Origin of the sequence: Flavobacterium ginsenosidimutans (assembly GCF_037478105.1) — a bacterium.
GTDB lineage: Bacteria > Bacteroidota > Bacteroidia > Flavobacteriales > Flavobacteriaceae > Flavobacterium > Flavobacterium ginsenosidimutans.
In genome coordinates, this window is the sequence record NZ_CP147988.1 from 2702108 (window position 1) to 2728977 (window position 26870).

At 33.1% G+C, this 26870-nt stretch carries 25 protein-coding genes; 12 read left to right on the forward strand and 13 right to left on the reverse strand.

What is annotated here, in order from left to right; all coding sequences use genetic code 11:
• Positions 1–344: 344 nt before the first annotated feature.
• The 8 genes from V6624_RS11935 to V6624_RS11970 form a co-directional block, all read right to left on the reverse strand.
• Positions 345–1643: a DUF2268 domain-containing putative Zn-dependent protease gene (locus V6624_RS11935; RefSeq protein ID WP_111287071.1), complete on the reverse strand. Its 1299-nt coding sequence runs from the start codon at positions 1641–1643 to the stop codon at positions 345–347.
• 56 nt (positions 1644–1699) lie between these two features.
• A complete protein-coding gene (gene truB / locus V6624_RS11940; protein WP_111287069.1) occupies positions 1700–2386 on the reverse strand; it encodes a tRNA pseudouridine(55) synthase TruB in 687 nt (228 codons plus the stop codon).
• Positions 2386–3183, reverse strand: coding sequence for an undecaprenyl-diphosphate phosphatase (locus V6624_RS11945; protein WP_338841877.1), 798 nt, complete (start codon positions 3181–3183; stop codon positions 2386–2388). Before V6624_RS11945 ends, truB begins: the two co-directional genes overlap by 1 nt.
• Positions 3184–3286: 103 nt before the next feature.
• Positions 3287–3544: a DUF3098 domain-containing protein gene (locus tag V6624_RS11950; RefSeq protein WP_111287065.1), complete on the reverse strand. Its 258-nt coding sequence runs from the start codon at positions 3542–3544 to the stop codon at positions 3287–3289.
• A gap of 97 nt (positions 3545–3641) precedes the next feature.
• Complete coding sequence (locus tag V6624_RS11955) at positions 3642–4517, reverse strand: cell division protein FtsX (RefSeq protein WP_111287063.1); 876 nt, start codon at positions 4515–4517, stop codon at positions 3642–3644.
• A 483-nt stretch (positions 4518–5000) separates the two neighbouring features.
• Entirely contained in the window at positions 5001–5591 is a 591-nt protein-coding gene (locus V6624_RS11960; RefSeq protein WP_111287061.1) for a molybdopterin-dependent oxidoreductase, read from the reverse strand.
• A gap of 12 nt (positions 5592–5603) precedes the next feature.
• Complete coding sequence (locus V6624_RS11965) at positions 5604–8153, reverse strand: TonB-dependent receptor (RefSeq protein ID WP_111287059.1); 2550 nt, start codon at positions 8151–8153, stop codon at positions 5604–5606.
• A gap of 179 nt (positions 8154–8332) precedes the next feature.
• Positions 8333–8680 (reverse strand): winged helix-turn-helix domain-containing protein, encoded by a 348-nt coding sequence (locus V6624_RS11970; protein WP_111287057.1) that lies wholly within the window; start codon positions 8678–8680, stop codon positions 8333–8335.
• 195 nt (positions 8681–8875) lie between these two features.
• Here V6624_RS11970 and V6624_RS11975 point away from each other — a divergent pair, with 195 nt between their 5' ends.
• The 4 genes from V6624_RS11975 to V6624_RS11990 all read left to right on the forward strand — a co-directional run bounded on the left by V6624_RS11975 (position 8876) and on the right by V6624_RS11990 (position 14407).
• Positions 8876–11968 (forward strand): leucine--tRNA ligase, encoded by a 3093-nt coding sequence (locus tag V6624_RS11975; RefSeq protein ID WP_111287055.1) that lies wholly within the window; start codon positions 8876–8878, stop codon positions 11966–11968.
• A gap of 531 nt (positions 11969–12499) precedes the next feature.
• Complete coding sequence (locus tag V6624_RS11980; RefSeq protein WP_111287053.1) at positions 12500–13345, forward strand: alpha/beta fold hydrolase; 846 nt, start codon at positions 12500–12502, stop codon at positions 13343–13345.
• A 5-nt stretch (positions 13346–13350) separates the two neighbouring features.
• On the forward strand, positions 13351–13824 hold the full coding sequence (locus tag V6624_RS11985; protein ID WP_111287437.1) for an RNA polymerase sigma factor: 474 nt from the start codon (positions 13351–13353) through the stop codon (positions 13822–13824).
• Positions 13811–14407, forward strand: coding sequence for a hypothetical protein (locus V6624_RS11990; protein WP_111287051.1), 597 nt, complete (start codon positions 13811–13813; stop codon positions 14405–14407). The genes V6624_RS11985 and V6624_RS11990 overlap by 14 nt, the downstream gene beginning before the upstream one ends.
• Positions 14408–14485: 78 nt before the next feature.
• Here the strand turns inward: V6624_RS11990 and V6624_RS11995 are convergent, their stop codons facing one another.
• Positions 14486–14884, reverse strand: a complete 399-nt coding sequence (locus tag V6624_RS11995) for an MmpS family transport accessory protein (protein WP_111287049.1) — start codon at positions 14882–14884, stop codon at positions 14486–14488.
• A 167-nt stretch (positions 14885–15051) separates the two neighbouring features.
• Between V6624_RS11995 and V6624_RS12000 the strand changes: the two genes are divergently transcribed.
• The 3 genes from V6624_RS12000 (at position 15052) to V6624_RS12010 (ending at position 18472) form a co-directional block, all read left to right on the forward strand.
• Positions 15052–17064 carry a tetratricopeptide repeat-containing sensor histidine kinase gene (locus V6624_RS12000; protein ID WP_111287047.1) on the forward strand — a complete coding sequence of 671 codons (2013 nt, stop codon included), beginning with the start codon at positions 15052–15054 and terminating at the stop codon, positions 17062–17064.
• Positions 17054–17683, forward strand: a complete 630-nt coding sequence (locus tag V6624_RS12005; RefSeq protein ID WP_239455672.1) for a response regulator — start codon at positions 17054–17056, stop codon at positions 17681–17683. The genes V6624_RS12000 and V6624_RS12005 overlap by 11 nt, the downstream gene beginning before the upstream one ends.
• A gap of 102 nt (positions 17684–17785) precedes the next feature.
• Positions 17786–18472 (forward strand): zinc metallopeptidase, encoded by a 687-nt coding sequence (locus V6624_RS12010; RefSeq protein ID WP_111287043.1) that lies wholly within the window; start codon positions 17786–17788, stop codon positions 18470–18472.
• 200 nt (positions 18473–18672) lie between these two features.
• On the opposite strand, the gene V6624_RS12015 is transcribed toward V6624_RS12010, so the two are convergent.
• The 3 genes from V6624_RS12015 to V6624_RS12025 form a co-directional block, all read right to left on the reverse strand.
• A complete protein-coding gene (locus tag V6624_RS12015) occupies positions 18673–19143 on the reverse strand; it encodes an Lrp/AsnC family transcriptional regulator (RefSeq protein WP_035681816.1) in 471 nt (156 codons plus the stop codon).
• Positions 19144–19378: 235 nt separating this feature from the next.
• A complete protein-coding gene (locus V6624_RS12020) occupies positions 19379–20128 on the reverse strand; it encodes a uroporphyrinogen-III synthase (protein WP_109190797.1) in 750 nt (249 codons plus the stop codon).
• A gap of 14 nt (positions 20129–20142) precedes the next feature.
• Positions 20143–20811, reverse strand: coding sequence for a DUF4271 domain-containing protein (locus V6624_RS12025; RefSeq protein WP_111287041.1), 669 nt, complete (start codon positions 20809–20811; stop codon positions 20143–20145).
• 106 nt (positions 20812–20917) lie between these two features.
• Here V6624_RS12025 and V6624_RS12030 point away from each other — a divergent pair, with 106 nt between their 5' ends.
• Genes V6624_RS12030 through V6624_RS12040 form a run of 3 tightly spaced genes read left to right on the forward strand, consistent with a single transcriptional unit; the run spans position 20918 to position 23492 of the window.
• Entirely contained in the window at positions 20918–21643 is a 726-nt protein-coding gene (locus tag V6624_RS12030; RefSeq protein WP_111287039.1) for a polyprenol monophosphomannose synthase, read from the forward strand.
• A gap of 10 nt (positions 21644–21653) precedes the next feature.
• Positions 21654–22994, forward strand: coding sequence for a dihydroorotase (locus V6624_RS12035; protein WP_111287037.1), 1341 nt, complete (start codon positions 21654–21656; stop codon positions 22992–22994).
• 9 nt (positions 22995–23003) lie between these two features.
• Positions 23004–23492, forward strand: coding sequence for a DUF4296 domain-containing protein (locus V6624_RS12040; RefSeq protein ID WP_204251682.1), 489 nt, complete (start codon positions 23004–23006; stop codon positions 23490–23492).
• Here V6624_RS12040 and V6624_RS12045 read toward each other — a convergent pair.
• A complete protein-coding gene (locus tag V6624_RS12045; protein WP_338841881.1) occupies positions 23487–24488 on the reverse strand; it encodes an NAD-dependent epimerase/dehydratase family protein in 1002 nt (333 codons plus the stop codon). The genes V6624_RS12040 and V6624_RS12045 overlap by 6 nt on opposite strands.
• Before the next feature lie 208 nt (positions 24489–24696).
• Here V6624_RS12045 and V6624_RS12050 point away from each other — a divergent pair, with 208 nt between their 5' ends.
• Positions 24697–25191, forward strand: coding sequence for a hypothetical protein (locus tag V6624_RS12050; protein ID WP_338841882.1), 495 nt, complete (start codon positions 24697–24699; stop codon positions 25189–25191).
• A 163-nt stretch (positions 25192–25354) separates the two neighbouring features.
• Complete coding sequence (gene tyrS, locus V6624_RS12055) at positions 25355–26650, forward strand: tyrosine--tRNA ligase (protein ID WP_338841883.1); 1296 nt, start codon at positions 25355–25357, stop codon at positions 26648–26650.
• Positions 26651–26870: the final 220 nt, after the last annotated feature.

A 26870-nucleotide genomic window follows, 5' to 3' on the forward strand; every position in this document is an offset into this window, starting at 1 on the left:
GATTAATGTGTTGATAAACAGATGATTTGTTGATAAAATTATCTTAAAGTCTTTTTGACTTCAATAGAATTTTGTATCTTAGTGATGCTAACCCACGTCTATTATAACTTTCTGATTTACTCTTTTTATTGGTGTTTATTTAAATGTTTAACAATTAAAAGTGCACTATTATGAAAAAGTTATTCGAAAGGTTTTATGATTTCTTCTCTCAATTTTTATTCGGAGGAAAAAATGTGCCTCACTATTGAATTTAAGTAAGTATGAAATAGGATTACTTATTTAAGAAAGAGCCTGGCACATTACTGAATAAAAAAAGTAATGTGCTTTTTTATTATGCTTCAATTTTATTTTTCGGTTTGAAATTCTATTAGATAAGGTTTTAATCTAACACCATTTTGTTTCCTAAAATTATTTGTGATTAAGATCTGATACTTTTTGTTAGGTTCTAAATCGGCTTTAAAAGTCCACGATTTTTTATCAGATGACCAATTTCTTTCTGGTTTTATTTTAGGACAAGATTCTTCGCCTAATGGTCCAAAATCTAATCCGGTATTATATCCGTTTAAAGGTTCAGAAAAAGTAATGGTAAATTCTGTTACGCCAGATTTTACTTTTTGATCTCCATTTTTAAAAGGAGCTATTGCAGTAACTTTTGGACGTTGTTTTTCGTAATCACTTTCAAGCTGGTTTAAACTTTTGGGAAGTAATTTTGAAGCATCTACAATTTTTTCAACTTCTTTGTCATTAGCAAAATCTAGCTGAATTAATTTTTTTATGGCTTCCGATTTGTTTTTAGAAGCATTGTAATAACGTTCGCAGATTTCATAACCAATATAATATCCTAAATCTCGAACTTTTAAATCATTTCTATTTTCGCCCCAAAGCCAATTGTAATTATTGCTCATAATATACAAGTCTGAAACAAATTGATCGATTACTTTTTTCTCATTGTTTTTTCCGAATTCAATTGCTGGACTGCTCGATTTTTTGCCCGTTACTTTACAAGATACAAATTCTGCAACTCCTTCGTAAAGACACATTAAAAGCAGGTTTTCTGAAAATTCTTTCTGCTGCGTATGAATATATTCGTGCGTACACAGCAAAGCAATATTTTTTCTCGGATTGTATTCTTTATAAAATGCTTTTCTCCATTCTGGAAGTTCGTCAATAAAAGTATTTTCGTCTGCTAAAGACAATTCAGAACCAATTAAAATTCGATCGTTTTGAATTGTGCCGTTTGTTCTAAAAGCGCCAATAGAAAAGTAAATCGTAGAAGGTTTCAATTCAGGATAAGCTTCTTTTAATTTGCTAATATCTGTTTCGATTTCTGAATAAATCGAATTGAGATTTGTAGTGTTCGGCTTTAAGGAATTCCAAAATTTAGGATATTTAGTAATAGCGCCAAGAAATTCTTTAGGTGTATAATGACGGACTTCAATCAAGCTTTTCAAACCTGGAGAAGCTTTTTCTAAATAAAATTCATTTAAAAATCGCAGTTGCGAAATACTGTCATTTGTAGAAATGATTTTGTCGTATGCATTCCAAAAATTTTCAATATCTGTAGAGACAAATTTCTGGTTTGCTGTCTGACAATAAGATGATTTGATGAAAATCAAAAATAATGCTAAAAAGAAATTTCTCATTTTTTCGAATTTTAAAAGCACGCCTCTAAAATACAAAAAAGGAAATATAACTAATGTTATAGATTTTCTTCGAATAAGGTAATATCAATCGCATTTTTCACGTCGTAATCGCCAATTTTAGTTCGGCGTAAAACAGTTAAATGCGAACCTGAATTCATTGCTTTTCCAAAATCATAAGCTAGGGAACGAATGTAAGTTCCTTTAGAGCAAACGACTCTAAAATCTATTTCAGGTAATTCGATTCTAGTGATTTCAAATTCGTGAATCGTAGTTTTTCTGCTTTCAATTTCAATAGATTCTCCTGCACGTGCATGTTCGTACAAACGAACTCCGTCTTTTTTAATTGCAGAAAAAATAGGCGGTTTTTGATCGATTTCGCCTAAAAATTGTTTTACCGTTTCATGAATCAAAGCTTCATCAATATGTTCAGTTGGAAAAGTCTGATCGATTTCAGTTTCTAAATCGTATGATGGAGTAGTGGCTCCAATATAAAATGTTCCTGTATATTCTTTTGCCTGACCTTGAAGTTCGGAGATTCTTTTAGTGAATTTTCCTGTGCAGATTAATAAAAGTCCAGTCGCTAAAGGATCTAAAGTTCCTGCATGACCAATTTTGAACTTTTTCGGAAGTCCAACTTTATTAATTAAAAGGTATTTTAATTTATTGACAGCTTGAAATGAACTCCATTTTAATGGTTTGTCAATCAATAAAACTTGTCCTTCTAAATATTCTTCAGGTGTCATTATATAATCGTAAGCGGATGAATGAAAAAGTGAATCAATAATAAAATGATTCCAGCAATGATTCGGTAATAACCAAAAACTTTAAAACCGTTTTTAGTCAAAAATCCGATGAAAGTTTTAATTGCTAAAAGTGCTACAGCAAAAGCAACAATGTTCCCAATAACCAGCATGTTTACTTGATCGTGAGATAATTCAAAACCAGCTTTGTAATAATCGTAGCATTTTTTTGCAGTTGCGCCCAACATAGTTGGAACGGCTAAGAAAAATGAAAATTCTGCAGCAGAAGTTCTAGTCAGTTTTTGAGCCATACCTCCAACAATACTTGCGCCGCTTCGAGAAACTCCAGGAATCATAGCAAGACATTGGAATAATCCAATTTTTAAAGCTTTGGCATAAGTGATTTCAGTTGAAACTTCTGGATCATTTGGTTTGTTGAACCATTCATCAACTTTCAATAAAATAATTCCACCAATTAAAAGAGAAACAGCAACAGTTACTGGATTTTCTAATAAACCGTCGATAATATCACTTAATAATAATCCTAAAACAACCGCAGGAATAAAAGCAACAAGAAGTTTAAAGTAAAAATCAAAAGTTTGAAAGAAACGTTTGAAGTATAAAATTACAACCGAAAGTATCGCGCCAAGCTGAATTACAATGGTAAAAAGTTTAGTAAAATCATCTTTTGCTATTCCAAAAAAAGAAGAAGCAATAATCATGTGTCCAGTTGAAGAAACAGGTAAAAACTCTGTAATTCCTTCAATAATGGCAAGAACAATAGCTTGTAATGTGTTCATTTAATTTAGATTATTAGATTTTTAGACTTCTTAGACTTTTTAGATTTAAAAAGATTAATTTAATAATCTAAAGATCTAAGAAGTCTAAGCTGTCTAAGAAAGTCTATTTAGATTTTTTGAAAATAGAATAAATCGTGATTCCAAAACCGATTAAAACAGTTGTTGGTGCTAAACGAATACGTCTAAAACTGAAAATGTCTTCGTTGAATACATTAGGATCTGTGCTTCCTCCGCCAGACATTAAGACAAATCCAAGTGCTATAACCGCAATTCCGATTAATAGGATTTTATAATTGATGCTGTCAAAAAGGAATTCCTGTTTTTGAACTTGTTGTTCTTCTTTATTATTGTTGTTTTTCATTTTTATGTGTTTGTCAGCCTGAGCGAAGTCGAAGGCATTTTTTTTAAATCTAAAATCTGCAATCTAAAATCTGCAATCTAAAATCTGCAATCAAAAATTAATAAAGATCGTCAGTTCTTAAATTCAAGAAACGTTGTGTTGCAAAATGCGTACTTACCCAAGTAATTAGAACTCCTAATCCGAAAACGGCAACCAAAACTAAACCAGTTAAAACTTTGTCTTCTAGAATTCCTAAACCTGGGAAATTAGTATCTACATATAGTAAAAGTGCGATTAAAGCAATAATAGCCAAACCTGCGCCAAGCATTCCAAGTTTTACGCTTCGCATTACAAATGGTTTACGGATAAACGCTTTTGTTGCGCCAACCATTTGCATGGTTTTGATAATAAAACGATTTGAATGTATCGATAAACGCAGTGAACTGTTGATTAATAAAACAGCAATTACAGTCAAGAAACCGCTGATAATCAAAATCCACATACTTACTTTTCTGATGTTGTCATTTACCAGATTTACCAATTGTTTGTCGTAAACAATATCAGAAATCATAGCATTTTTGCGGAAACGGTTTTCGATTTTCACGATACTGTCTCTTTCAACATAATCTGCTTTTAAGTGAATGTCGTATGAATTCAATAAAGGATTTTCTCCTAAAAACGTTAAGAAATCTTCTCCGATAATATCAGTATGCTCTTTTGCTGCTTTTTCTTTGGATACATAAACAAAAGATTTAGCAAAAGGCGCTCTTTTAAGTTCAGTATTAAATGCTTTAATAATACTATCGTTTGCTTCATTTTTAAAGAAAACCGTCATTGCGATTTTTTCTTTAAAATCGTCTGCCAATTGTTTTGAATTAATAATGAATAATCCTAGTACTCCCAAAAGGAATAAAACCAAGAATACACTTAATACTACCGAAAAATAAGAGGAAATTAACCTGCGCTTTTGAAATTTATCAAAGTTAGAACTCATAGTCTGCTTAAATTATGTGGTAAAAATAATAAAGAATTTCTTTATTTAAAGTTAATAACAAACTTTTATACTTAAAAGTACGATTTAAATCTTGAATAAAGTTTTTATTTAACCGTAAAGCTTCGTGTGAAAAATTAACCGCAAAGAACGCAAAGCCTTTCACAAGGTTCGCAAAATAAAAAATATAGCCACAGATTAAAAAGATTAAAATGATTTTTTAAATCTCCGTAAATCCTTGTAATCTGTGGCAAAAAAATTAAAGCTTTGAGTTTTGTACGTATGGTATTTAAATATAGCCCGTGGTTTCAACCACGGGTACACAATCATGGCACGCAGAATATGCAAATACGGTTCCCGTGGTTGAAACCACGGGCTATATTTGACAAGCAGATATTTAAAATTAATTGAACAAAAACTTTGCGACTCCGCGACTTTGGGAGCAAAAAAAACTTAGTAACTTAGAATCTTAACATCTCAGAACTTTTACTTAACCTTATAAACTTCGATGCTTTTTAGCCAATAAACATGACGCGGTCCAGTTTTAATATCATTTTTGCAGATTGCAATCATTTCGCCATTTTTAACTGGTTTTCCATTTTCTTCAAAAAGAATAAAAGTATTTTCTCCCGTTGGATTATTGAAAAGTTCTGCCCATGAAAAAGTCGCTTTATAATTGTCCGAAGCTCTTGCAACAATATAGAAGTTTCGGTCTTTATGATCTTCCTGTTTGATTTTGGCTTTTTCTAAAATATCTTTCAAAAGAACACCTTTGCAAACTTTAACTTCTCTTTTGACTTCTCCGTTTTTGCCAGTTATTTTTAGATTATCAATTGTAACAACTTTCATTTTTTTTAATGAATCAACAGTCAATTGCAATGGAAATTCAACCTCGCCTTTTACTTGGATTTGATGATTTACTAATTTTAAGCTGTCTTTTGCCGAAAGAGCATCATGTTTATGATTTTTAGTTTCAGAAGTTTTTTCAGTTGATTTTTTTTCTTCTTTTTTGGAAGAATTGCACATTGAGCACGAAAATGCAATCAGCAAAATGAGAATGTAATTTTGAGTTTTCATAAAAGTTGTGTTTTAAATTTTACTGGTTTCCCAAACAAGCGACAAATAATATAATCCGCCAATTGATGGTCCGCCGAGAATAGAAGTGTAAGGTTTATTCAAAATATTGGTTCCGCCTAGTTTAGCCGAAATGCCTTTTTTGAAAGCATAATTTACCTGCGCATCCATTGTCCAATAAGCAGGAACAGTTCCGCTGACTAAGAAAGAAACATAATCAAAGTTGTTTTGATAACGCGCCGTTACGCTTGCGCCAAGATTTTTCCAAATATTTTGAGCAATCAAAGTTCCGTTTACATTAAATTCTGGCGTGTTGAAACCGTCTTCCAAACCATCTTTATCATCTGTCCTATCCAATTTGGTATAAGTTAAATTGGTAAGAGCGCTGAAAGTATTATCAAAACGGTATTTCAAACCTAAACTTCCTCCATAATTGTAAATTTTACTTTTAGAATTGGTCCAAAGTCTGTAACGATTTTGAGTGTTTTTGGAATATAAAGCAGTCGGAATCAAATTTGGATCTGTCGTATTTGGAATGCTGGCTTCGACTTGCGCAATGAAATTTTTATATGAGTTGTAATAAAAATCGGCATCAATAAAAAGATTTCTATTTAAAGCAATTCCTCTAAAACCAACTTCAAATGATTTTACAAATTCGGGTTCTAAATACGTATAAGGATTTTTCTGAATCGTATTTTTGTTTTTTTCGATCGCCTGCGCTTGAGTGAGACCATTTGTATTCACATCGGTATTTACCTGCGCTTGAAATTTATCAATCGAAGCTTTTGTATATGAATTTTCGAAAATCCCATCAGACATAATTCGCAATCCGCCAACACGTTTTACACCGCCTGAGTTTACATTCGAAAATCCTTCAAAAATACTCGGGAAACGATAGCCGTTTTGGTAAGAAGCTCTAAAATTTAGGCTTTCTTTTGGCGAATAGACGGCTGTAAACTGAGGCGTAAATTTCGCGTCAAAATAATCAGCCTTGTCCATTCTGACAGTTGCGCCCAATCTTAATTTATCAGAGAAAAAATCTTTTGTGACTTGTGTAAAAGCACCAGTTTTTTGATACGTCAGATTTTCGTCAGCATGAACTGGATTGATAAAATAATTTCCGTCGGGAACAATAATGTAATTTCTATAATCGACACCGCTCAAAAGTTTCGCATCAATTTTTTCGAAAAAAGAAGCAAAAGCTTTGTCCCAATTTATCAACCCTTCACCATGAACCAAAGTTGATTTTACTCTCAGAGCTGCGCCAATATCCCAATTATTAATATCGATCAATTCGTTTTTCTTTTGTTCGTAAGCTTCGGTTCCCGGCAAAAATCTTCCTGCATCAGATTGTGTTCTGGCAATTCTGTGTGCGTCGGCAACGCTTGCTCCGCCTGCAACAGCATTTTTATAAGCCGTACTATAATCGGCAAACCATTTATCATCCGATTTATAGGCACGATCCATATTTTCTGCCAACGAACGCATGTTGTATGAATCGCCAGTATTTTCGGTTGTTGCATAAGCTTTTACCTGAAAAATGGGTGTGTGATAATCTGCCGCAAATTGATTTAAAGTATAATTGTCTAATCTAAATCGGTTGGAACGCTGGTAAATTGTATTGATAAGAGCAGTTTTATAAGTTACTGCCAATTCGTGATCTTTCTTTGGTCGAAAATACAATCCGAAATCAGCTTTGTAGTTTTTAATGTTATAATCAGAAATATCTGTTTCTCGATAACCCGTTCTGGCAACCACATAATTTTTGCCATTTAAGTTTAAAGTTTTTCTGTTAGCCGATTCATTTCCGTAACCGTTTACTTCGTCATAAGCTGGATTATCTGCGCCAAGCAAACCAGTTGAAGCATTTGCGTTTGGAGCAAGATCAGTTCTATCATCGGCAACCCAATCTGTTCCGCCCGTTGTTGAAGCATTTATTTTGAAAGCCAATTTTTCATTGAAAGCTTTTGCGATTCTTAAATTAAACTGAGAATATGGTGAAAACCGATCAATATTCCCGACATGATTCACTCCAGTTAATTGCTGAATCGCAATTCCCTGATATTCAAAAGGATTTTTGGTCTGAATATTTGCCAAACCATTAATAGCGTTCATTCCGTACAAAGCAGCTGCCGTTCCTGGAATAATTTCGATTTTATCAATATCCAAATCATTTGCGCCTAAAGCGTTTGCAATTGGCGCGCCCAAATGCGGAGCCTGATTGTCGATTCCATCTACCAATTGTGCAAATCTGACGTTGGTAGAATTAGCAAAACCTCTCGTATTTATTACTTTAAAACCTAAACTCGGTGTAATGATCTGTACACCTTTCACATTTTCGAGCGCTTCGTAAATACTTGGCGATCCCATTGCTTTGGCTTCCGCCGATTTTAATTGCTCAATGCTTATGGGAGAATGCATTAATTTTTCAGAACGACGTGATGCTGTAATGACAATTTCGTTCAATTCTTCTTTTTTAATGCTATCTCGGGTTTTCGAATTTTGGATTTGAGAAAAACTTTTGAGGCTTATAAAAACAAATAATAAATACAGTTTTTGGTTCATGGTTTTTGGCTGTTAAATTCAGTATGTTTTGAAATGAATACTGATGATTAAAAAAAATGGTTTTGGTTTAAATGTTTATTTTTTTAAACACATAGAAACATAGATTTTCACTCTAAAAAAGATGATGAAAAAGAAACCAGTTTCTAAAACATAGATTTGCTATGTGTTTAAATATATTTTTAAAACTTCAAATTCTGAGTTTCTTTCTGAGCAAACTCTTTGATACGTTTTTCGATTTCATAAAAAACAGCAATAGCTTTTTCTCCAGCTTCGGTCAATTTAGCGCCGCCACCGCCTTTTCCGCCAAGCAATTTTTCTACTAATGGTTTTTCTGCGCGCTGATTCATTTCTTCAACCAATTGCCAAGCCTGACGATACGCCATTTTCATTTCTTTCGCAGCATTGGTAATCGATCCCGTTTTCCTGATATTTTCAAGAAGCCAGATTTTTCCAATTCCCAAGAAAGCGCCTTCAGTTTCTTCAATCCAAACTCGGACTTCGATATTGTATTTCTTGTTTTCAGGCATATCAGAAGATTTAAATACGTATTTACAATTGCAATAATACGTATTTTTACTTAATTAAAAATAAGTAATTTGTTATTTTATATGTTTGTCAATGAAATAGCTTTGGTACAATGCGCAATAAATGTAAATTTGCGGCTAAATTAATTTAGTGAAAAGCTTAGAACCTTAGTAACTTAGAATCTTAGTCACTTAGAAATGAAGTACAATCCAAACGAAATTGAAGCCAAATGGCAAAAATATTGGGCAGAAAATCAAACTTTTGCAGCAAAAAATAACTCTGAAAAACCGAAACATTATGTTCTCGATATGTTTCCTTATCCATCTGGAGCAGGACTGCACGTTGGACACCCGCTAGGTTATATAGCTTCAGATGTGTATTCTCGTTTCAAAAGACATCAAGGTTTCAATGTTTTGCACCCAATGGGTTACGACAGTTTCGGATTGCCGGCAGAACAATACGCGATTCAGACAGGACAACGTCCTGAAGATACAACGCGTGTAAATATTGACGGTGGAGTAGACAAAGAGGGAAAACAAATTGCTGGTTACAGAAAACAATTAGATAAAATCGGATTCTCATTTGACTGGGCGCGTGAAGTGCGTACATCAAATCCTGATTATTACAAACATACACAATGGATTTTTATCCAATTGTTCAACTCTTGGTATTGCAGAAAACAAGGTCAGGCTTTTGATATTTCAGAGCTTGTAACTGTTTTTGAAGAAAGCGGAAATGCATTGGTTGAAGCAGTTTGCGACGACAACGTTGCGATTTTTACTGCTGATGAATGGAATTCATATTCTGAAGATCAAAAAGAAAAAATCTTGTTGCAATACAGAATGACGTATTTGGCAGAAACAGAAGTAAACTGGTGTCCAGGCTTAGGAACTGTTTTGGCAAATGACGAAATTGTAAACGGAGTTTCGGAACGTGGAGGCTTTCCTGTTATAAGAAAAAAAATGACACAATGGAGTATGCGAATTTCTGCTTATGCCGAACGCTTGCTTCAAGGTTTAAATGATATCGATTGGAGTGAATCAATTAAAGAATCTCAAAGAAACTGGATCGGGAAATCGGTTGGTGCTTTGGTAACTTTTAATGTGAAAAATTATGATGAAGTAATCGAGGTTTTCACCACACGTCCTGATACTATTTTTGGAGTTACTTTTATGACTTTGGCACCAGAACATGATTTGGTAGCTAAAATTACGACTCCAGAACAAAAAGAAGCTGTTGAAGCGTATATCGAAAAAACAGCAAAACGTTCGGAGCGTGAGCGTATGGCCGATGTAAAAACCATTTCTGGAGTATTTACAGGAGCTTATGCTGAACATCCTTTTACCAAAGAAGCTATTCCAGTTTGGATTGGTGATTATGTTTTGGCTGGTTACGGAACTGGTGCTGTAATGGCGGTTCCTTGCGGAGACGAAAGAGATTATGCTTTCGCTAATTTCTTTAAAGGTCAGAACGGAATGCAGGAAATCAAAAATATCTTCGCTAATATTGATATTTCTGAAGCTGCTTATGGATCAAAAGACAATGTTGAAATCGCAGCTTCTGATTTCTTAAACGGATTAAATTACAAAGACGCGACAGCAAAAGCGATTTATAAGTTAGAAGAAATCGGACAAGGAAAAGGTAAAACAAATTACCGTTTGCGTGATGCTGTTTTCTCTCGTCAGCGTTATTGGGGAGAACCATTCCCAGTTTATTACGTGAATGGACTTCCAAAAATGATTGATGCGCAGCATTTGCCAATTATTTTGCCAGAAGTTGAGAAATATTTACCAACAGAAGACGGTTTGCCTCCATTAGGAAATGCAGCAGTTTGGGCTTGGGATACAAAGCAAAATAAAGTTGTTAATACAGATTTAGTTGACAATGTTTCGATTTTTCCTTTAGAATTGAATACAATGCCAGGATGGGCGGGAAGTTCATGGTATTGGATGCGTTATATGGATGCGCACAACGAAAATGAATTTGCAAGCAAAGAAGCTTTAGCTTACTGGGAAAATGTAGATTTATACATTGGTGGAAGCGAACACGCAACAGGTCACTTATTGTATTCTCGTTTCTGGAACAAATTCTTAAAAGACAAAGGTTTCGCGCCAACGGAAGAACCATTCAAAAAACTGATCAATCAGGGAATGATTTTGGGTACAAGTGCTTTTGTTTATAGAGTTGTTCCAAGTTCACTAGATTATTTGGGACATTTTACATCATTACCAGAGCACATTAGGAAAAAAACATATTTGATTAGTTATGATATCTTCAAAACTTTTGAAGTTAGTGATGAGGGACTTGTTCCAAGTGTTAGAAATGAGAAATTACATAAAATCATTGAAGAATTTGTTAAAAATAATTTAACTGAATCAGATTTAGAAAGATATAAAGAACTTTTCAAGCTTGATTCAATAGATAGAAATTCGATCAAAATTTCTGAATACTTGCCTTATAATAAAATTAATGTTGATATAGATTTAGTTGATGCGAAAAACGATGTTTTAGATTTTTCCAGATTTTTTTCAGATTATAGGTATTCTCATTTTATAGATGCAGATGTTATTTATGAGAATAATAAATATGTTGTAGGTCGTGAAGTCGAAAAAATGTCAAAATCGAAATACAATGTTGTAACTCCAGATGATATCTGCGCAGAATACGGTGCCGATACCTTACGTTTATACGAAATGTTCTTAGGGCCATTAGAGCAGGCAAAGCCATGGAATAGTGCTGGAATTTCGGGAGTTTTTGGTTTCTTGAAAAAATTATGGAGATTGTATTTTGATGATAATGGTTTAATCGTAAACAACGACGAACCAACAAAAGACAACTTAAAATCGTTACATAAAACAATCAAAAAAGTAGCAGAAGATATCGAGAATTTCTCTTTCAATACTTCGGTTTCTCAATTTATGATTTGTGTAAATGAATTGTCTTCTCAAAACTGTCATTCAAGAGCAATTTTAGAGCCATTAGCAATTTTAGTTTCGCCTTACGCACCGCATATCGCAGAAGAATTATGGTCACAATTAGGACATACAACTTCAATTTCTGAAGTGGCATTCCCAATTTTTGATGAAAAACATTTAATTGAAACAAATAAAGAATATCCAGTTTCTTTCAATGGAAAAATGCGTTTCACAATCGAATTGCCTTTGGATTTAACCAAAGAACAAATCGAAGAAATCGTTATGAAAGACGAAAGAACACAAAAACACTTAGACGGAAAAACGCCAAATAAAGTGATTATTGTTCCTGGGAAAATTATCAATTTGGTAGGATAGCCAAATAAATTCCAATATAAAAATTCCAAATTCCAATTTTACGATTGGGGTTTGGGATTTTTTTTTCGTCTTGTTTTGTCAGTCTGAGCGAAGTCGAAGACCACGTAAGTAACTCTCCAAAGATTGGCGATTTTGATTGCGGAGCTTCTTGCGTGGTCTTCGACTTCGCTCAGACTGACAATGCGTAGAGTTTGTCATCCTGAGGAACGAAGGATCGCACGCGAAACTCGACAAAGATTGGCGATTCAGTTTACGGAGTATCTTGTGTGATCCTTCGTTCCTCAGGATGACAAGATTGGGAAAAAAACTTCGCGACTTCGCGTCTTTGCGAGCAAAAAAACTCGCGTTCTTTGCGTAAACCTTTGCGTCCTTTGCGGTTAAAAACCCGCACCAATATTGGAATTTGAAATTTAATAATTAAAATTTTAAAAACTTTTGTAACATTTTAATAGTTGCCGTATCAAAAGCATGGATCCGATTTAATTAACAATTTATTGCTATTAGAATTTTAACAACTTAAAACTATTAAAAATGAAAAAGTATATCATCTTAATTATCGCATTCTTATTCTCAGCATTATGTTTAAATGTTTTCGGACAAACAAAACAATTTCCGTTTGAAGTTTTAAAAACTGGAAATGGAGATCAATCTATTATATTTATTCCGGGTTTTGCATCTTCTGGAGATGTTTGGAATGAAACCAGAGCTACATTCGAAAATAAATTTACCTGTTATACACTTACAATGGCAGGTTTTGCGGGAAGCAAACCACAACCGAATGCTTCATTTGAAAATTGGAAAACAGGAATTGCCAATTATATCAAAGAAAATAAAATTGAAAAACCAATCATAATAGGTCACAGTATGGGCGGCGGACTAGCACTTGCCATCGCTGCAGATTACCCAGATTTGATTGGGAAAATTGTAATTGTGGATGCGCTTCCTTGTCTGGCGGCGATGACTGATCCTGCTTTTAAATCAAAAGAAAATAATGATTGTTCGCCAATGGTTGCTCAAATGACCGCAATGAATGAAACTCAGTTTTACGAAATGCAAAAACAAACGATGCCAAGACTTTTAGAAGATAAATCAAAATTGGAAATGGTTGTAGATTGGAGTGTGAAATCAGACAGAGCAACTTTTGGACAGATGTTTTGCGATTTCTATAATGTCGATTTAAGAAACAGAATCGCACAGATAAAATGTCCAGCTTTAATTTTATTAGAATCTTATTTTATAAATTTAAAACCGACTATCGAAGATCAGTATAAAAATTTAAAAACTGCTAATTTTCAATATGCTACAAATGGTTTGCATTTTATTATGTATGATGATACAGCTTGGTATTTAGAACAATTAAGTATTTTTTTAAAATAGTAAAAATGGAATTTGAACAAATTTACAAGACGTATTGGGATCGAATTTTCAGGCTTTGCATGGGTTTCGTAAACGATTACGACGCCGCTCAGGATTTGGCTCAGGAAACTTTTATAATTGTCTGGCAGAAGTTGGAAACTTTTAGAAACGAGTCTGCAATTGGGACTTGGATTTTTAGAATTGCTTCTAATAATTGTTTGAGACAAATTGAAAAACAAAAACGTTTCCCTAAATCAGAACTTCCGGTACATCTTTCAGAAGAAAAACAAACATCATTAGAACCTCAAATTCAGTTTTTATACAAATGTATTGCAGAGCTTCCAGAAACAGATCGTATCATTATTTCATTAGAATTGGAAGACATCAAACAAAATGAAATTGCTAAGATCGTCGGACTTTCTGAAGCCAATGTTAGAGTGAAAATTCACAGAATAAAAGAAAAACTGACTCAAAAATTTAAAGAAAATGAACAACGATAATAATATAGATTTTAAAGATTTATGGAAAAAACAATCCGTAAGTCAGCCCGATATTCAGGATTTACTGGCGAGAGTTGGGAAATTTAAAAAAGCAGCTTTACGCAGTTTATGGATTAGTAATATTCTGCTTTGTTTAACTAGTGCGTTTATAGTTTTTATTTGGATTTACTATCAGCCGCAATTTATTTCGACAAAAATCGGAATTGTTTTAACGATTCTTGCTATGGTGATTTATTTATTTGTGTACAATAAACTATTACGCAGTTATAAAAATATCGATGCAACAGCAACGAATCAAGAATATCTTCAAAAGTTGATTTTTATAAAAAAGAAACAGCAATTTATGCAAACCAAAATGATGAGTTTTTACTTTGTATTTTTAACAATTGGAATTTGTTTATACATGTATGAATACGCAAGCAGAATGAGCGTTTTAGGAGCAAGTTTAACTTATGGAATAACTTTACTTTGGATGATGTTCAATTGGTTTTACATTCGTCCAAAACAAATTAAAAAACAGCAGGATAAAATAAATGGTCTTATTGAAAAGTTTGAAGAAGTCAATCATCAATTAGAGTCATAAATTAAAGAAAAGCTTCGTAAACACGAAGCTTTTTCTTTTACCAAAAACAAAAAAATTTAAATTCTAAATTTTTATAAATTATTGTCCGAAGACAAAAGAGCCTGGAGCGGCTACGATAATTCCATCATTAGTTGCTGTTGCAGTAGTTTCTTTTTCTACTTTTCCGCCAACAATAATTTTGACAGTTAAAGTTTGGCCTTGAGTTCCGCCATATCCACTTACTGTTATTCCAGCTCCATAAGTATCTGCAGAAGCAGTAAATTCTTTGCTCCAAGGCAATGAAGTAATATCTACGTTTTGTCCTCCATTACCAGATTCAATATAAGTAGCGCTAAGAGTACCAGCGTAATTTCCAGAAACTTCATACTTTATATCTCTTGAAGACGCTCCTCCATTATCATCATTGTCGCTGCTGCAAGAAACTGCAGTAAAAGCAAGAGTCAAAACAATTGCTAAAGTTTTCAAAATTGATTTCATAGTATATTATTTAATTAATAGTAAGATTTACAACAAAATTAGACCCTTACTTACGGGACGGCAATACCTGATAAAATGTATTTTTTATTACCTGATATCAGGTAAAAGCGCCATATTTCTTTTTGAAAGTCATTAAGCTTTAATAACTTTGAGTAAATGCCACATTTATGAAGAAACTCTACGCCTTTTTTATTTTTTTATTTTTTTCTGCAATTTCCCATTCACAAGTAATCCTTTCATTAGATGACGATACGGTTTATATTGACAGTATTGTAAAAGTCACAAAAACTGAAAAATCGGACAGTATTAAAAGTTTGAACAGTTTTAGATTATCCAAATTGTTTTTAATGGTTCAGGATGCAAAAAAGTCTAAAGAATATTTGGAACAAGCAAATCGGCTAAAAACTAAATTTCCTTTTTTAAGAGATGCTTCTGTTTTTTATAATTCGTACAGTTTTATAGAAAAAGGAGATTTGGAAGGTTTTGAAAAAGCTTTGCTCGAAGCAAATACTAAACTTAAAAAATATCGAAATAAAGAAGCTTATAAACTTCGTGCCGTGATACTTCAGAATTACGGTATAATGCAACAGCGTAAGAATAACGAAAACGCTTATATGAAATTGCTGGTAAATGAAGCTATTCCTATTGCTAAAAAAAGTGGCGATTATGAATTAATTAGTGCATTAAACAAAGCTGTTGCCATTATTTTTATGAATAATGATGAACGCGAAAAAGCGGCAGAATATCTGGATCAAGCACAAAAATACATTGAAAACACCACTAAAAAATCTCCAACCTTAGCAGAATCTAAGATGGAGACTTATATTATAAACGCAGAGAATTTAGTTGAGTTAAAACATTTTTATGACGCCAAAGAAATTCTAGACAAAGCTTATGCAATTTTAGAAAAGTATCCAGAATCAAATCTAAATGATTCTTATTTTTATTCGGAAGGGCTTTACTATTCTAAACAGAATAAACACGACGAAGCGTTAGTAAGTTTTGAAAAAGGGATTAAATCGGCAGAAAGCCATCAGAATGCTGTGGCAGTAAACAGATTGAAGTTTGCCGAATATGTCGTGCTTTTTAAACTGAAAAATTACGATAAAGCGAAAAGCAATTTAGAATACCTAATCGAAAAAACGCCTTTTATAGTAGATAAAAAGAATTATTACAAAGAGTTATCTAAAGTTTATAATGCGACAAAAGAATATCCGAAGGCTTATTATTATTCGAACAAATACAATGTAATAAACGACAGTCTTAACGATGCGAAACTGAAAAGTGAAATTATTGAACTTGAAGCAAAATATAAGAAAGCAGAAAGTGAAAAGAAAATTGGCCTGCTGCAATCTGAGAATGAAAAAGCAGTTTTGCAGGTCAATAATAATCGCTTGAATATGATGCTTTTTGCGGTGCTTTCATTTGTATTGTTTCTGATTGTATTGTTTTTGTGGAGCTGGAATAATTATCAGAAAAAAATAAGTTTTCAAAAAGAAGTCAATCATAAACAAGAACTTGAAGCATTAGAAAATCAGCAGAAATTATCTGTTTCCAACGCTTTGATTGAAGGTGAAGAAATCGAGAGAAAAAGAATAGCAAGAGATTTGCATGACGGACTGGGAAGTATGCTTTCTGGGCTAAAAATTCATTTGAATCTTGCGGATCGAGAAAACAATGAAAACGCTCCAAATATAAACGGAATGCTCAATGATTCGATAAAAGAGCTTCGCAATATTTCTCAGAATTTAATGCCTGAAAGTTTGATGAAATTAGGACTCGAACATGCTCTTCGAGATTTATGCGCTTCACATTCAACTGTCGAAACCACAATCGAATTTCAGTATTTGATTAAAAAAACAACTTTGCCACAGCATTTTAAAATTATGATTTTCAGAATCATTCAGGAGCTTTTGAATAATGCATTAAAATATGCCAAAGCCTCTCAAATTCTAGTTTCTTGTTCGCAAAATAAAGATGTATTTTTTATTACGGTTGAAGATAATGGAATTGGTTTTAATGTTGAATATGCGGAAAAAAGAGATGGAATGGGACTTCGAAATATTAAAAACCGTGTTGCTTTTTTAAATGGAAAATTAGAAATCGATTCTATTTCGGGTAAAGGAACTTCGACTTATATTGAATTAAAATACAATCCAAATCATGATTATGAAATATAAAACAGTAATAGTAGACGATCATCCGATTGTGATTTCGGGAATTGCAGGTTTGTTATCAGAGTTAGATAATATAGAAATTGTAGAAAAATTCGAATCAGGAATTGCACTTTTAGATTATATCGAAGACAATAAAGTAGATCTGATTTTAATGGATATTTTTCTGCCCGTAATAAATGGAGTTGATTTGTGTAAAACAATTAAGCAAAAGTATCCTAAAATTGTAATTATCGGTATGAGCAGCCAATCTGAAAGAAGTTTGGTAATGCAGTTTATTCAGAACGGCGGAAACGGCTATATTCTTAAAAATGCCTCTTTTGATGAATTTAAAGAATGTATTTATAAAGCTATTGATGGCGAAATTGTTTTTAGCGAAGAAGTAAAAACAATAATTAGTCAGCCATTGTCTGAAGATTTAGAAAAAATTCCAGGATTGAGCCGAAGAGAACGCGATATTGCATTATTGCTTTCGCAAGGAAAATCAACTCAAGAAATTGCCGATGATTTGTTTCTGAGTTTTTTAACCGTTCAAACACACCGACGAAATATTCTTCAAAAATATAAGATGAAGAATGTAGCAGAATTGATTGCTTTTTTATTGAAGAATAATATGTTGAATTAAGTCAAAAATGGTTTAAAAATGTCAAAATGGCATTTTGTTAAAATGGTTCATAATTTGATGTTTGTTTTGTAAATTTAAAAATCAATCTAAAAACAGAAAAAAATGGGATCAGGATATTTAATTATTGCTGGAGCTATAATGTTGTTCAGCTGGCTGGTAAGCTCTCAGCTGAAGAGTAAGTTTGAGTTATATTCGAAATTACAATTGAGAAACGGAATGAGCGGTCGTGAAATAGCTGAAAAAATGCTTTCTGATAACGGAATTACAGATGTTCGTGTTATTTCAGTGCCAGGTCAGTTAACAGATCATTATAATCCTTCAGATAAAACAGTAAATTTAAGTGAGGCAGTTTATAACCATCGCAATGCGGCAGCGGCGGCAGTTGCAGCGCACGAATGCGGTCACGCAGTTCAGCATGCAATTGGTTATGAATGGCTTACGATGCGTTCTAAATTAGTCCCGATTGTAAGTGTAGCTTCAAATTTTGTACAATGGATTTTGATTGCAGGAATTCTTATGATTAAAGTTTTTCCTGGATTGTTGTTAGTAGGAATCATCATTTTTGCGGCAACAACTTTGTTCTCGATTATTACACTTCCAGTCGAATATGATGCAAGTAACCGTGCTTTGGCTTGGTTAGAAAACAAACATATGCTAACGCAAGAAGAACAAGCAGGAGCAAAAGATGCTCTAAAATGGGCAGCAAGAACTTATGTAGTAGCTGCTATTGGTTCGATTGCAACGTTGTTATACTATATCTCGATATATTCTGGAAGCAGAAGGAATTAATTCGTGAATTGAGATAATTAGTCAATTAGATAATTTATAGCAAACCCGACAGGTTTTTAAAACCTGTCGGGTTTTGTGTTTTATCAAGTTTGTCTGGCTGAGCGAAGTCGAAGCCCTAATAGGTAATTAAGCCCTTCGACTTCGCTCAAGGTGACAGCTAGAGTAGAATTATCTAATTGTAAAATTGACACATTTTCTAATTAAAGTTGAATCTGCCTATCAATCTGCTGATCAAGAGAAATAAAAGTTTCGGTTCTTGAAACTCCTTCAATAGCTTGGATTTTTGTGTTAAGAAGCTGCATCAAATGTTCGTTGTCACGACAGATAATTTTAATTAAAACCGACCAGTTTCCCGTAGTATAATGACATTCTAAAACTTCTGGGATTTTCTTCAAATCTTTTACAGCTTCTGAATTTCTTGAAGCTTTGTCTAAATAAACTCCAACAAAAGCCATTGTATTATAACCTAAAACTTTTGGATTAACAGTAAATTTAGACCCGGAAATAACTCCCGATTGTTCGAGTTTTTTTAATCTCTGGTGAATTGCGGCTCCAGAAATGCCAATTTTATTAGCGATTTGCAAAATCGGTTTTCGGGCATCATCCATTAAGTAACGAAGGATTTCCTTGTCGATTCCGTCAATTTCAATTAAAAGGGAGTTGATTTTCATAACTTACAATTTGAAACTTTTTTTAGTGATTTGGGTTTAGAATAGAAACCAAATGTAGTTAAAATGCTGTACAAAAGAAAATCCCAAAAATTAAATTCCAAATTTGAGTATTTTGAATATAGCCCGTGGTTTCAACACTGGAAGCCAACGATGATGAAGATTAATAAAAACAAAAAATCCAAATTCCAGTGGTTAAGTTGGAATTTGGATTCTAAATATTTTTTCTTGGTCAGGTTTATTTTCCTTTGTTTGCCTCGGCAACGTATTTTTCTAGAGCCATTGTCATAGAAGGAGTTTCAGGAGTTGGAGCAAGAATGTCAATTCTTAAACCATGATCTAAAGCTTCTTTTTGAGTTGTGCTTCCGAATACGGCAATTCTGGTGTCATTTTGTTTAAAATCTGGGAAATTCTTAAACAAAGATTTGATTCCAGTTGGACTGAAAAATGCAAGAACGTCGTAATAAACGTCTGCTAAATCAGATAAATCACTCATTACAGTTCTGTAGAAAATAGCTTGTGCCCAATCTACTTTTAGACTGTTTAATGTTACAGGAGCATCTGCATTTAATTGGTCAGATGCTGGAAGTAAGAACTTTTCGTCTTTGTACTTCTTAATTAGCGGAGATAAATCTGCAAAATCTTTTGCTCCAACGTAAATTTTACGTTTTCTGTACACAACATACTTTTGAAGGTAAAACGCAACAGCCTCAGATTGACAGAAATACTTCAATCCTTCTGGAACTTTGTAACGCATTTCATCAGCAACTCTAAAAAAATGATCTACAGCATTTCTACTTGTTAAAATGATCGCAGTGTAATGATTAAGATCGATTTTTTGTAATCGAATCTCTTTTGCGCTAACCCCTTCCACATGAATAAATGGTCTGAAATCAATTTTTATTTTGTGTTTTTGTTGGAGCTCAAAGTAAGGAGAATTCTCCACTTTAGGTTCAGGCTGTGACACCAAAATTGTTTTCACTTTCATATTATAAACATTTTCTAAGCACTCCCTTTTGTTATCCAATAATAAAGAAAATAATAAGGGGCTATTTCAAGAGCGCAAAGATATAAAATAAAATAAAATAACTTGCCGATTATTGCGTTTTGATACGTTTTAATTGAAATAAAGTAGGAGTATACACTAATACACAGCGAAATACCTATGATTACAAGGGGTACGATTTGCGGAATATTGTTGTAATAAAACAGAACTGCGTTGATTGGAAGGATCAAAACGCCAATATATGTTCTGTAAGTAACTTTTTGCAAGTTAAAAAGCTCTACAAATTCGTCGATGTTGAAAGAAGTTGCTACAATTTTTTCGATTAAATACTTTCCTAAAATAAAATAAAGAAGAAAAGTGGCGATTTGAATAAACAAAATCCAGTCGGTTTTTGAGGCGTAACCAAAAATATTCATCGTAAGCAAAATGAAAAATGCAAACGATACAACTTGTACAAAAAATAAACCAACCGTAAAGCTGCTTTTCATGTGGTTGTTATCGCGATAAATTTTGGCGTATTTGTCAGAAAAAATAAGTTTACTAAATTCACTGAATCGTGTTTCGTAAGCCGATTTTGTCATCGCAACAACAGCAAAGGTGAGCACAAATAAAAGTGTTGCCCAGTCTTTGTTTTCAAGAATTCGAGGATGTAATTGTTCAATCATAGCGTTACAAAATTAGTAATTTTTTGATGCAATACTTTTATTATATATTTATTATGAATCAAATGCTATAAAAAGTTTACTTTTGCGGTGAAATTACCGTAAAAAAATGAATGATAGTATTGTCATAATTCCCACATATAACGAAATTGAAAACGTAGAAAGTATAGTAAGGGCTGTACTTTCGCAGCACAAACCTTTTCATCTGCTGATTATTGATGATAATTCTCCCGATCACACTGCTAAAAAAGTAATTGCATTGCAGGAAGAATTTCTAGGGAAACTTTTTTTAGAACAAAGAGCAAAAAAATCTGGCTTGGGAACGGCGTATGTTCATGGCTTCAAATGGGCTTTGGAGCGTGACTATCAATTTATTTTTGAGATGGATGCCGACTTTTCACATAATCCAAATGATTTAGAAAAATTGTATGATGCTTGTCATTTTGGCGGAGCAGATCTTGCAATTGGATCTCGTTATGTAACTGGGGTAAATGTAGTAAACTGGCCTTTAAGCCGAGTTTTGATGTCTTATTTTGCATCTGTTTATGTGAAATTTATCACCGGAATGAAAATTCACGACGCAACTGCCGGTTTTGTTTGCTATAAACGAGAAGTTTTAGAAAAAATCAATTTGAATAAAATAAAATTTGTTGGGTATGCGTTTCAAATCGAGATGAAGTACAGAACTTACTGTGCTAAATTTCAAATTACCGAAGTCCCAATTATTTTTACAGATAGAACAAAAGGAGTTTCTAAAATGAGCAATGCTATTATTAAAGAAGCTATACTTGGAGTGATTTCCCTTAAATTAAGAAAACTAGTCAATTCATTATAAACCAACCGAAATGAACAGGATTTTAATAAAAAATGCCAAAATTGTAAACGAAGGGACAATTTTTGAAGGTGATGTTTTAATTGAAAACGATTTGATTGTTGAAATTGCAGACAGCATTTCATTAAAAACTTCAGATTGTATCGTAATCGATGCTGAAGGAAATTATTTAATGCCTGGCGCGATAGACGATCAAGTGCATTTTAGAGAACCTGGATTAACGCATAAAGGAGATATCGAATCGGAATCTCGTGCAGCTGTTGCAGGAGGGATTACTTCTTTTATCGAACAGCCTAATACAGTTCCAAATGCGGTTACTCAGGAAATCTTAGAAGATAAATATCAAATTGCATCTCAAAAATCATTTGCGAATTATTCGTTTATGATGGGAGCAACAAACGATAATTTGGAAGAAGTTTTAAAAACAAATCCAAAAAATGTTGCGGGAATTAAAATTTTCTTAGGTTCATCAACTGGAAATATGCTGGTTGATAATGAAGCGGTTTTAGAAAAAATATTCTCAAGCACGCCAATGTTAATTGCGGTTCACTGCGAAGATGAAACTACGATTAAAAATAATCTTGCCGCTTTTAAAGAGCAATACGGAGACGATGTTCCTGTAACAGCTCACAATTTAATTAGAAGTGCTGAGGCTTGTTATATTTCTTCTTCAAAAGCAGTGGCTTTAGCAAAACGTACTGGAGCGAGATTGCATATCTTCCATCTTTCAACTGCGAAAGAAATGGAATTGTTCACGAACAAAATTCCTTTAGAAGATAAAAAAATCACTGCTGAGGTTTGTGTACATCATCTTTGGTTTACAGATGAAGATTATAAAACAAAAGGAAATTTCATAAAATGGAATCCGGCTGTTAAAACTGCTGAAGATCGTGCAGAACTTTGGAAAGCATTAAATGACGGAAGAATTGATGTAATTGCAACAGATCACGCTCCTCATACAAAAGAAGAAAAACAGCAATCTTATTTGAATGCGCCTTCTGGAGGTCCGTTGGTACAGCATGCAGTTGTAGCAATGTTCGAAGCACATCATCAAGGGAAAATTAGTGTGGAAAAAATCGTGGAGAAAATGTGCCACAATCCAGCTAAGATTTTCAAAATCGAAAAAAGAGGTTTTATTAGAGAAGGCTATCACGCCGATTTAGTAATCGTAAATCCAAGTTTGCCTTGGAGCGTGAAACCAGAAAATATTTTATACAAATGCGGATGGTCTCCTTTTGAAGGATTTACTTTTAAATCTAGAATTACGCATACTTTTGTAAACGGAGAATTGGTATACAATAACTTTAAAGTAAAAGATACCAGAGCAGGAAAAAGATTATTGTTTGACAGATAAAAAACAGCTATGAAGAATTTTATAGTAATAATATTGGTTTTGTTTCTTTCTATAAGCTGTAAAAAAGAGCTGGTAAAACAGCCTGCAAAGCTTATTGAGAAAGAAAAAATGGTTGATATTATGTACGATTTGTCTATTCTAGAAGCAATGAGATATCAAAAACCATTGTCTTTAGATTCTATAGACAGTGATGCAACTAAGTTTATTTTAAAGAAATATAAAGTGGATAGTCTTCAGTTTGCGCAGAACAATATGTATTATGCTTCAGATTATGAAAACTATGCAGCTATGTTTGCTCAAGTGAACAAAAGAATAGCCGTAAATCAAAGAGCGGCTGATTCTCTGGCTAAAATTGACGAGAAAAAAGCAGCTAAGAAGAATAAAAATAAGCCAAAAGAATCAAAAGAAGCTTCAAAAGATTCAGTTAAAAAAACAATTCCGAAGATTAATATCGATTCTATAAAAATGGCACAAAGAAAGCACAGAAGAAACTTATAGTTTAGAGCTTTCTAAAATATATTTATGAATATCAGTAAAAACCGTTCCTAGAGCGGTTTTTATTTTTTCATTACTATATAAATTCTTCGAATAAGAAGCTTTTGCCGTTGCTTTGGTAATGCTTCTTTTTCTGAAAAATAAAGTCGAAAATATTCCATCTGTAATCCACAACGCATTCATTAAAAAAGGCTTGGCATGAAAACGAGGTCTTTTTACTTTTAAAGTGTCGGCAACTGTATTCAAAAGATCCTTAAAAACGATATTATCTGAGATAAGCGTAAAGCGTTCGTTTTTAACTTCGCTTTTCATCAATTCAAAACTAGTTTTTACGACATTGTCAACGGTAATAAATCCTGTACTTCCTAATGTGTAAAATGGTAATCCGTTAGAAACTTTTCTGTAGATTTCGCTACTGCCTTCGTCAAAAATATGCATCATTTGTGGAGGACCTAAAATGACTCCAGGATTTACAACAATAACATTTAAGCCTTCTTGTTGTCCGCGCCACACTTCCATTTCGGCTCCATATTTAGAAATAGCATAATCACTGTGTGGCTTTTCTGGATTCCAGTCTGTTTCTTCTGTAATATGGGTTTCGTGCGGAGCGATATCTCCTAAAGCGGCAATCGAACTGATATAGCAGAATTTTTCTACCTCTTTGGCAATTGCAAAATTGACCATATTGGCAGTTCCTTCGATATTGGTTTTTCTAAGGATTTCTTCGTCTCTTGGTTCAAATGATATAAAAGCAGCGCAGTGATAAACTTGTTTGATATCAATAAAGGCAGTTTCGAGTGAAGGTACGTCGAGAATATCGGCTTCAAGCCAATTGATTTTTTCAAACAAATTGGGTTTTTTATAAAAATCAAAAACCGCCTTTGTTTTCTCAATCTTATTTTTGCTTCTGTAAATTGCCCGAACATTTTCTCCATTTTCAATTAAATGAAGCAATAAATGTGCGCCGACTAAACCAGTTCCTCCAGTTACTAATATCATGTTGTAAAGATAAGTTTTTGTTGTAAAGGTGCAAAGTTGCAGAGGGACAAAGTTGTGGAGGATTTTGAATTCAGATACACAAGTTCATTTTATAGATTTAGAAAGTATAGTTTTTAACGATTCTAAAAAGTAAGAATATTATTATTTTTTATAAAACAAAGACCTCTATCAATATCTTTGCAATTATTAAGTTGCGGAATTGTAAATTATGGAAAAGCAAAATACTTATATACGTGAATTAGATAAAATGCTCGAAAATGCTATAAAGCGAATGAAGATTGAAAACCCAAATTTTGTAATCTATACTGCAAGTATTTGGACAGACCGTTTGGCTAAAGTTAGTGCTATAAGTTTTGATAGTAAAAGTAATTCGTTGCAAAATATAGATAAGTCAAATATATATAACGAAAGGTATTACGAAAAATATACATCTGAAGGCGATTTTAAGATGGCAGAAATGTTTAAACCAAACGAAAGCGATAGATTTTGTAATCCAGCAGATTTTGAGTTAGAATCTTTTGAGGAATTTAATCATGATTCTGTACCTTCTCGATGGTATCCAACTCTTGTCAAATTTGGAAATTTGGCTTTTGAAAAGATTGTTTCGGAATTGAATGTCGATCAAGATAATTTTGAATTGGGAATTAATAGCAATAAAGATTGGTATGATAAGACATGGAATATTGGGAATTTAAAAGTGTAAATTAGGTTGTAAAATTAATCAAATAGTTTTTTTGAATTTTGCCACAAAGAGTTAAGGCGTAAATGTTATATAAATAAAAAGCTTTGTGTCTTAGTGTCTTCGTGGCATACTTTTTTGTCATTACCATTGACATTGATTACATTTGCGCAAATTATTTAAAAAAATGAAGAATCTAGTTGAAGAATTAAAATGGCGCGGGTTATACCATGATAGTATGCCTGGAACGGAAGAACAATTGCTAAAAGAAGCTACCACTGCCTATATCGGTTTTGATCCAACAGCAGATTCACTGCACATCGGAAGTATGGTTCAGATTATTTTATTGGTTCACCTAAAGAATTTTGGTCACAGACCGATCGCTTTAGTTGGTGGAGCAACGGGAATGATTGGAGATCCTTCTGGTAAATCTGATGAAAGAAACTTGCTTGACGAAGAAGCTTTGGCTAAAAACGTAGCTGGAATCAAAAGTGTCTTGTCTCGTTTCTTAGATTTTAATTCAACCGAAGCAAATGCACCTGTAATGGTGAATAACTACGATTGGATGAAAGAATTCTCTTTTATCGATTTTGCACGTGAAGTTGGAAAAAGAATTACCGTAAACTATATGATGGCTAAAGATTCTGTAAAAAAGAGATTTAGTGGAGAAGGTGAGGGAATGTCTTTTACAGAGTTTACATATCAATTAATTCAAGGTTACGATTTCTATCATTTATATAAAAACAACAACTGTATTCTGCAAATGGGAGGTTCTGACCAATGGGGTAATATTACCACAGGTACAGAATTAGTGCGCAGAATGGGAGGCGAGAATGCCAAAGCGTATGCTTTAACAACTCCTTTGATTACAAAAGCAGACGGATCTAAATTTGGAAAATCTGAGGGAGGAAATGTTTGGTTGGATGCAGATAAAACTTCTGTGTACAAATTCTACCAATTTTGGGTAAACACAACAGATGTAGATGCTGAAAAATACATTAAAATCTTTACTTTCTTAGATAAAGAAACAATCGATGCATTAATCGAAGAGCATAAAACAGCTCCGCATTTAAGAGTTTTACAAAAGAAATTGGCAGAAGAAATTACTGTTTTTGTTCACAATCGTGAAGAATTAGAGAAAGCAATTCAGGCTTCAAATATTTTGTTTGGAAATTCAACTGCAGAAGATTTGAAAAAATTGGATGAAGCGACTTTCTTAGAAGTTTTTGACGGTGTTCCACAAGCCGAAATCGCAAAAGCTGATTTAGAAAACGGTTTGGATATTATCACTGTTTTAAACGAGAAAACGGGTTTCTTTAAATCAAACGGAGAGGCGAGAAGAGCTTTAACAGCAAATTCAATTTCTGTAAACAGAGAAAAAATAAAAGAAGATTTCGTTTTAACTGCAAATGATTTAATTAATAATCAATTCGTTTTATTACAAAGCGGAAAGAAAAATTATTTTGTGATTAGAGTGGTTTAAAAGGGTTTAACTGTTTAATCGGTTAATTGTTTAATCGAATCAGGATCTTTTAAATTGAATATATAAATCCCAGCTTTCTAAGAAAGCTGGGATTTTTTATTTAAAAAAAATCATTCCGTAGGAATGTCTCATCGGTAGAACTAAAATTTGGTTTGCGGTTATACGTTCCGTAGGAACGTTTGATTAATTCGGCAGATGTAATTTTTTTCCATAAAAAAGG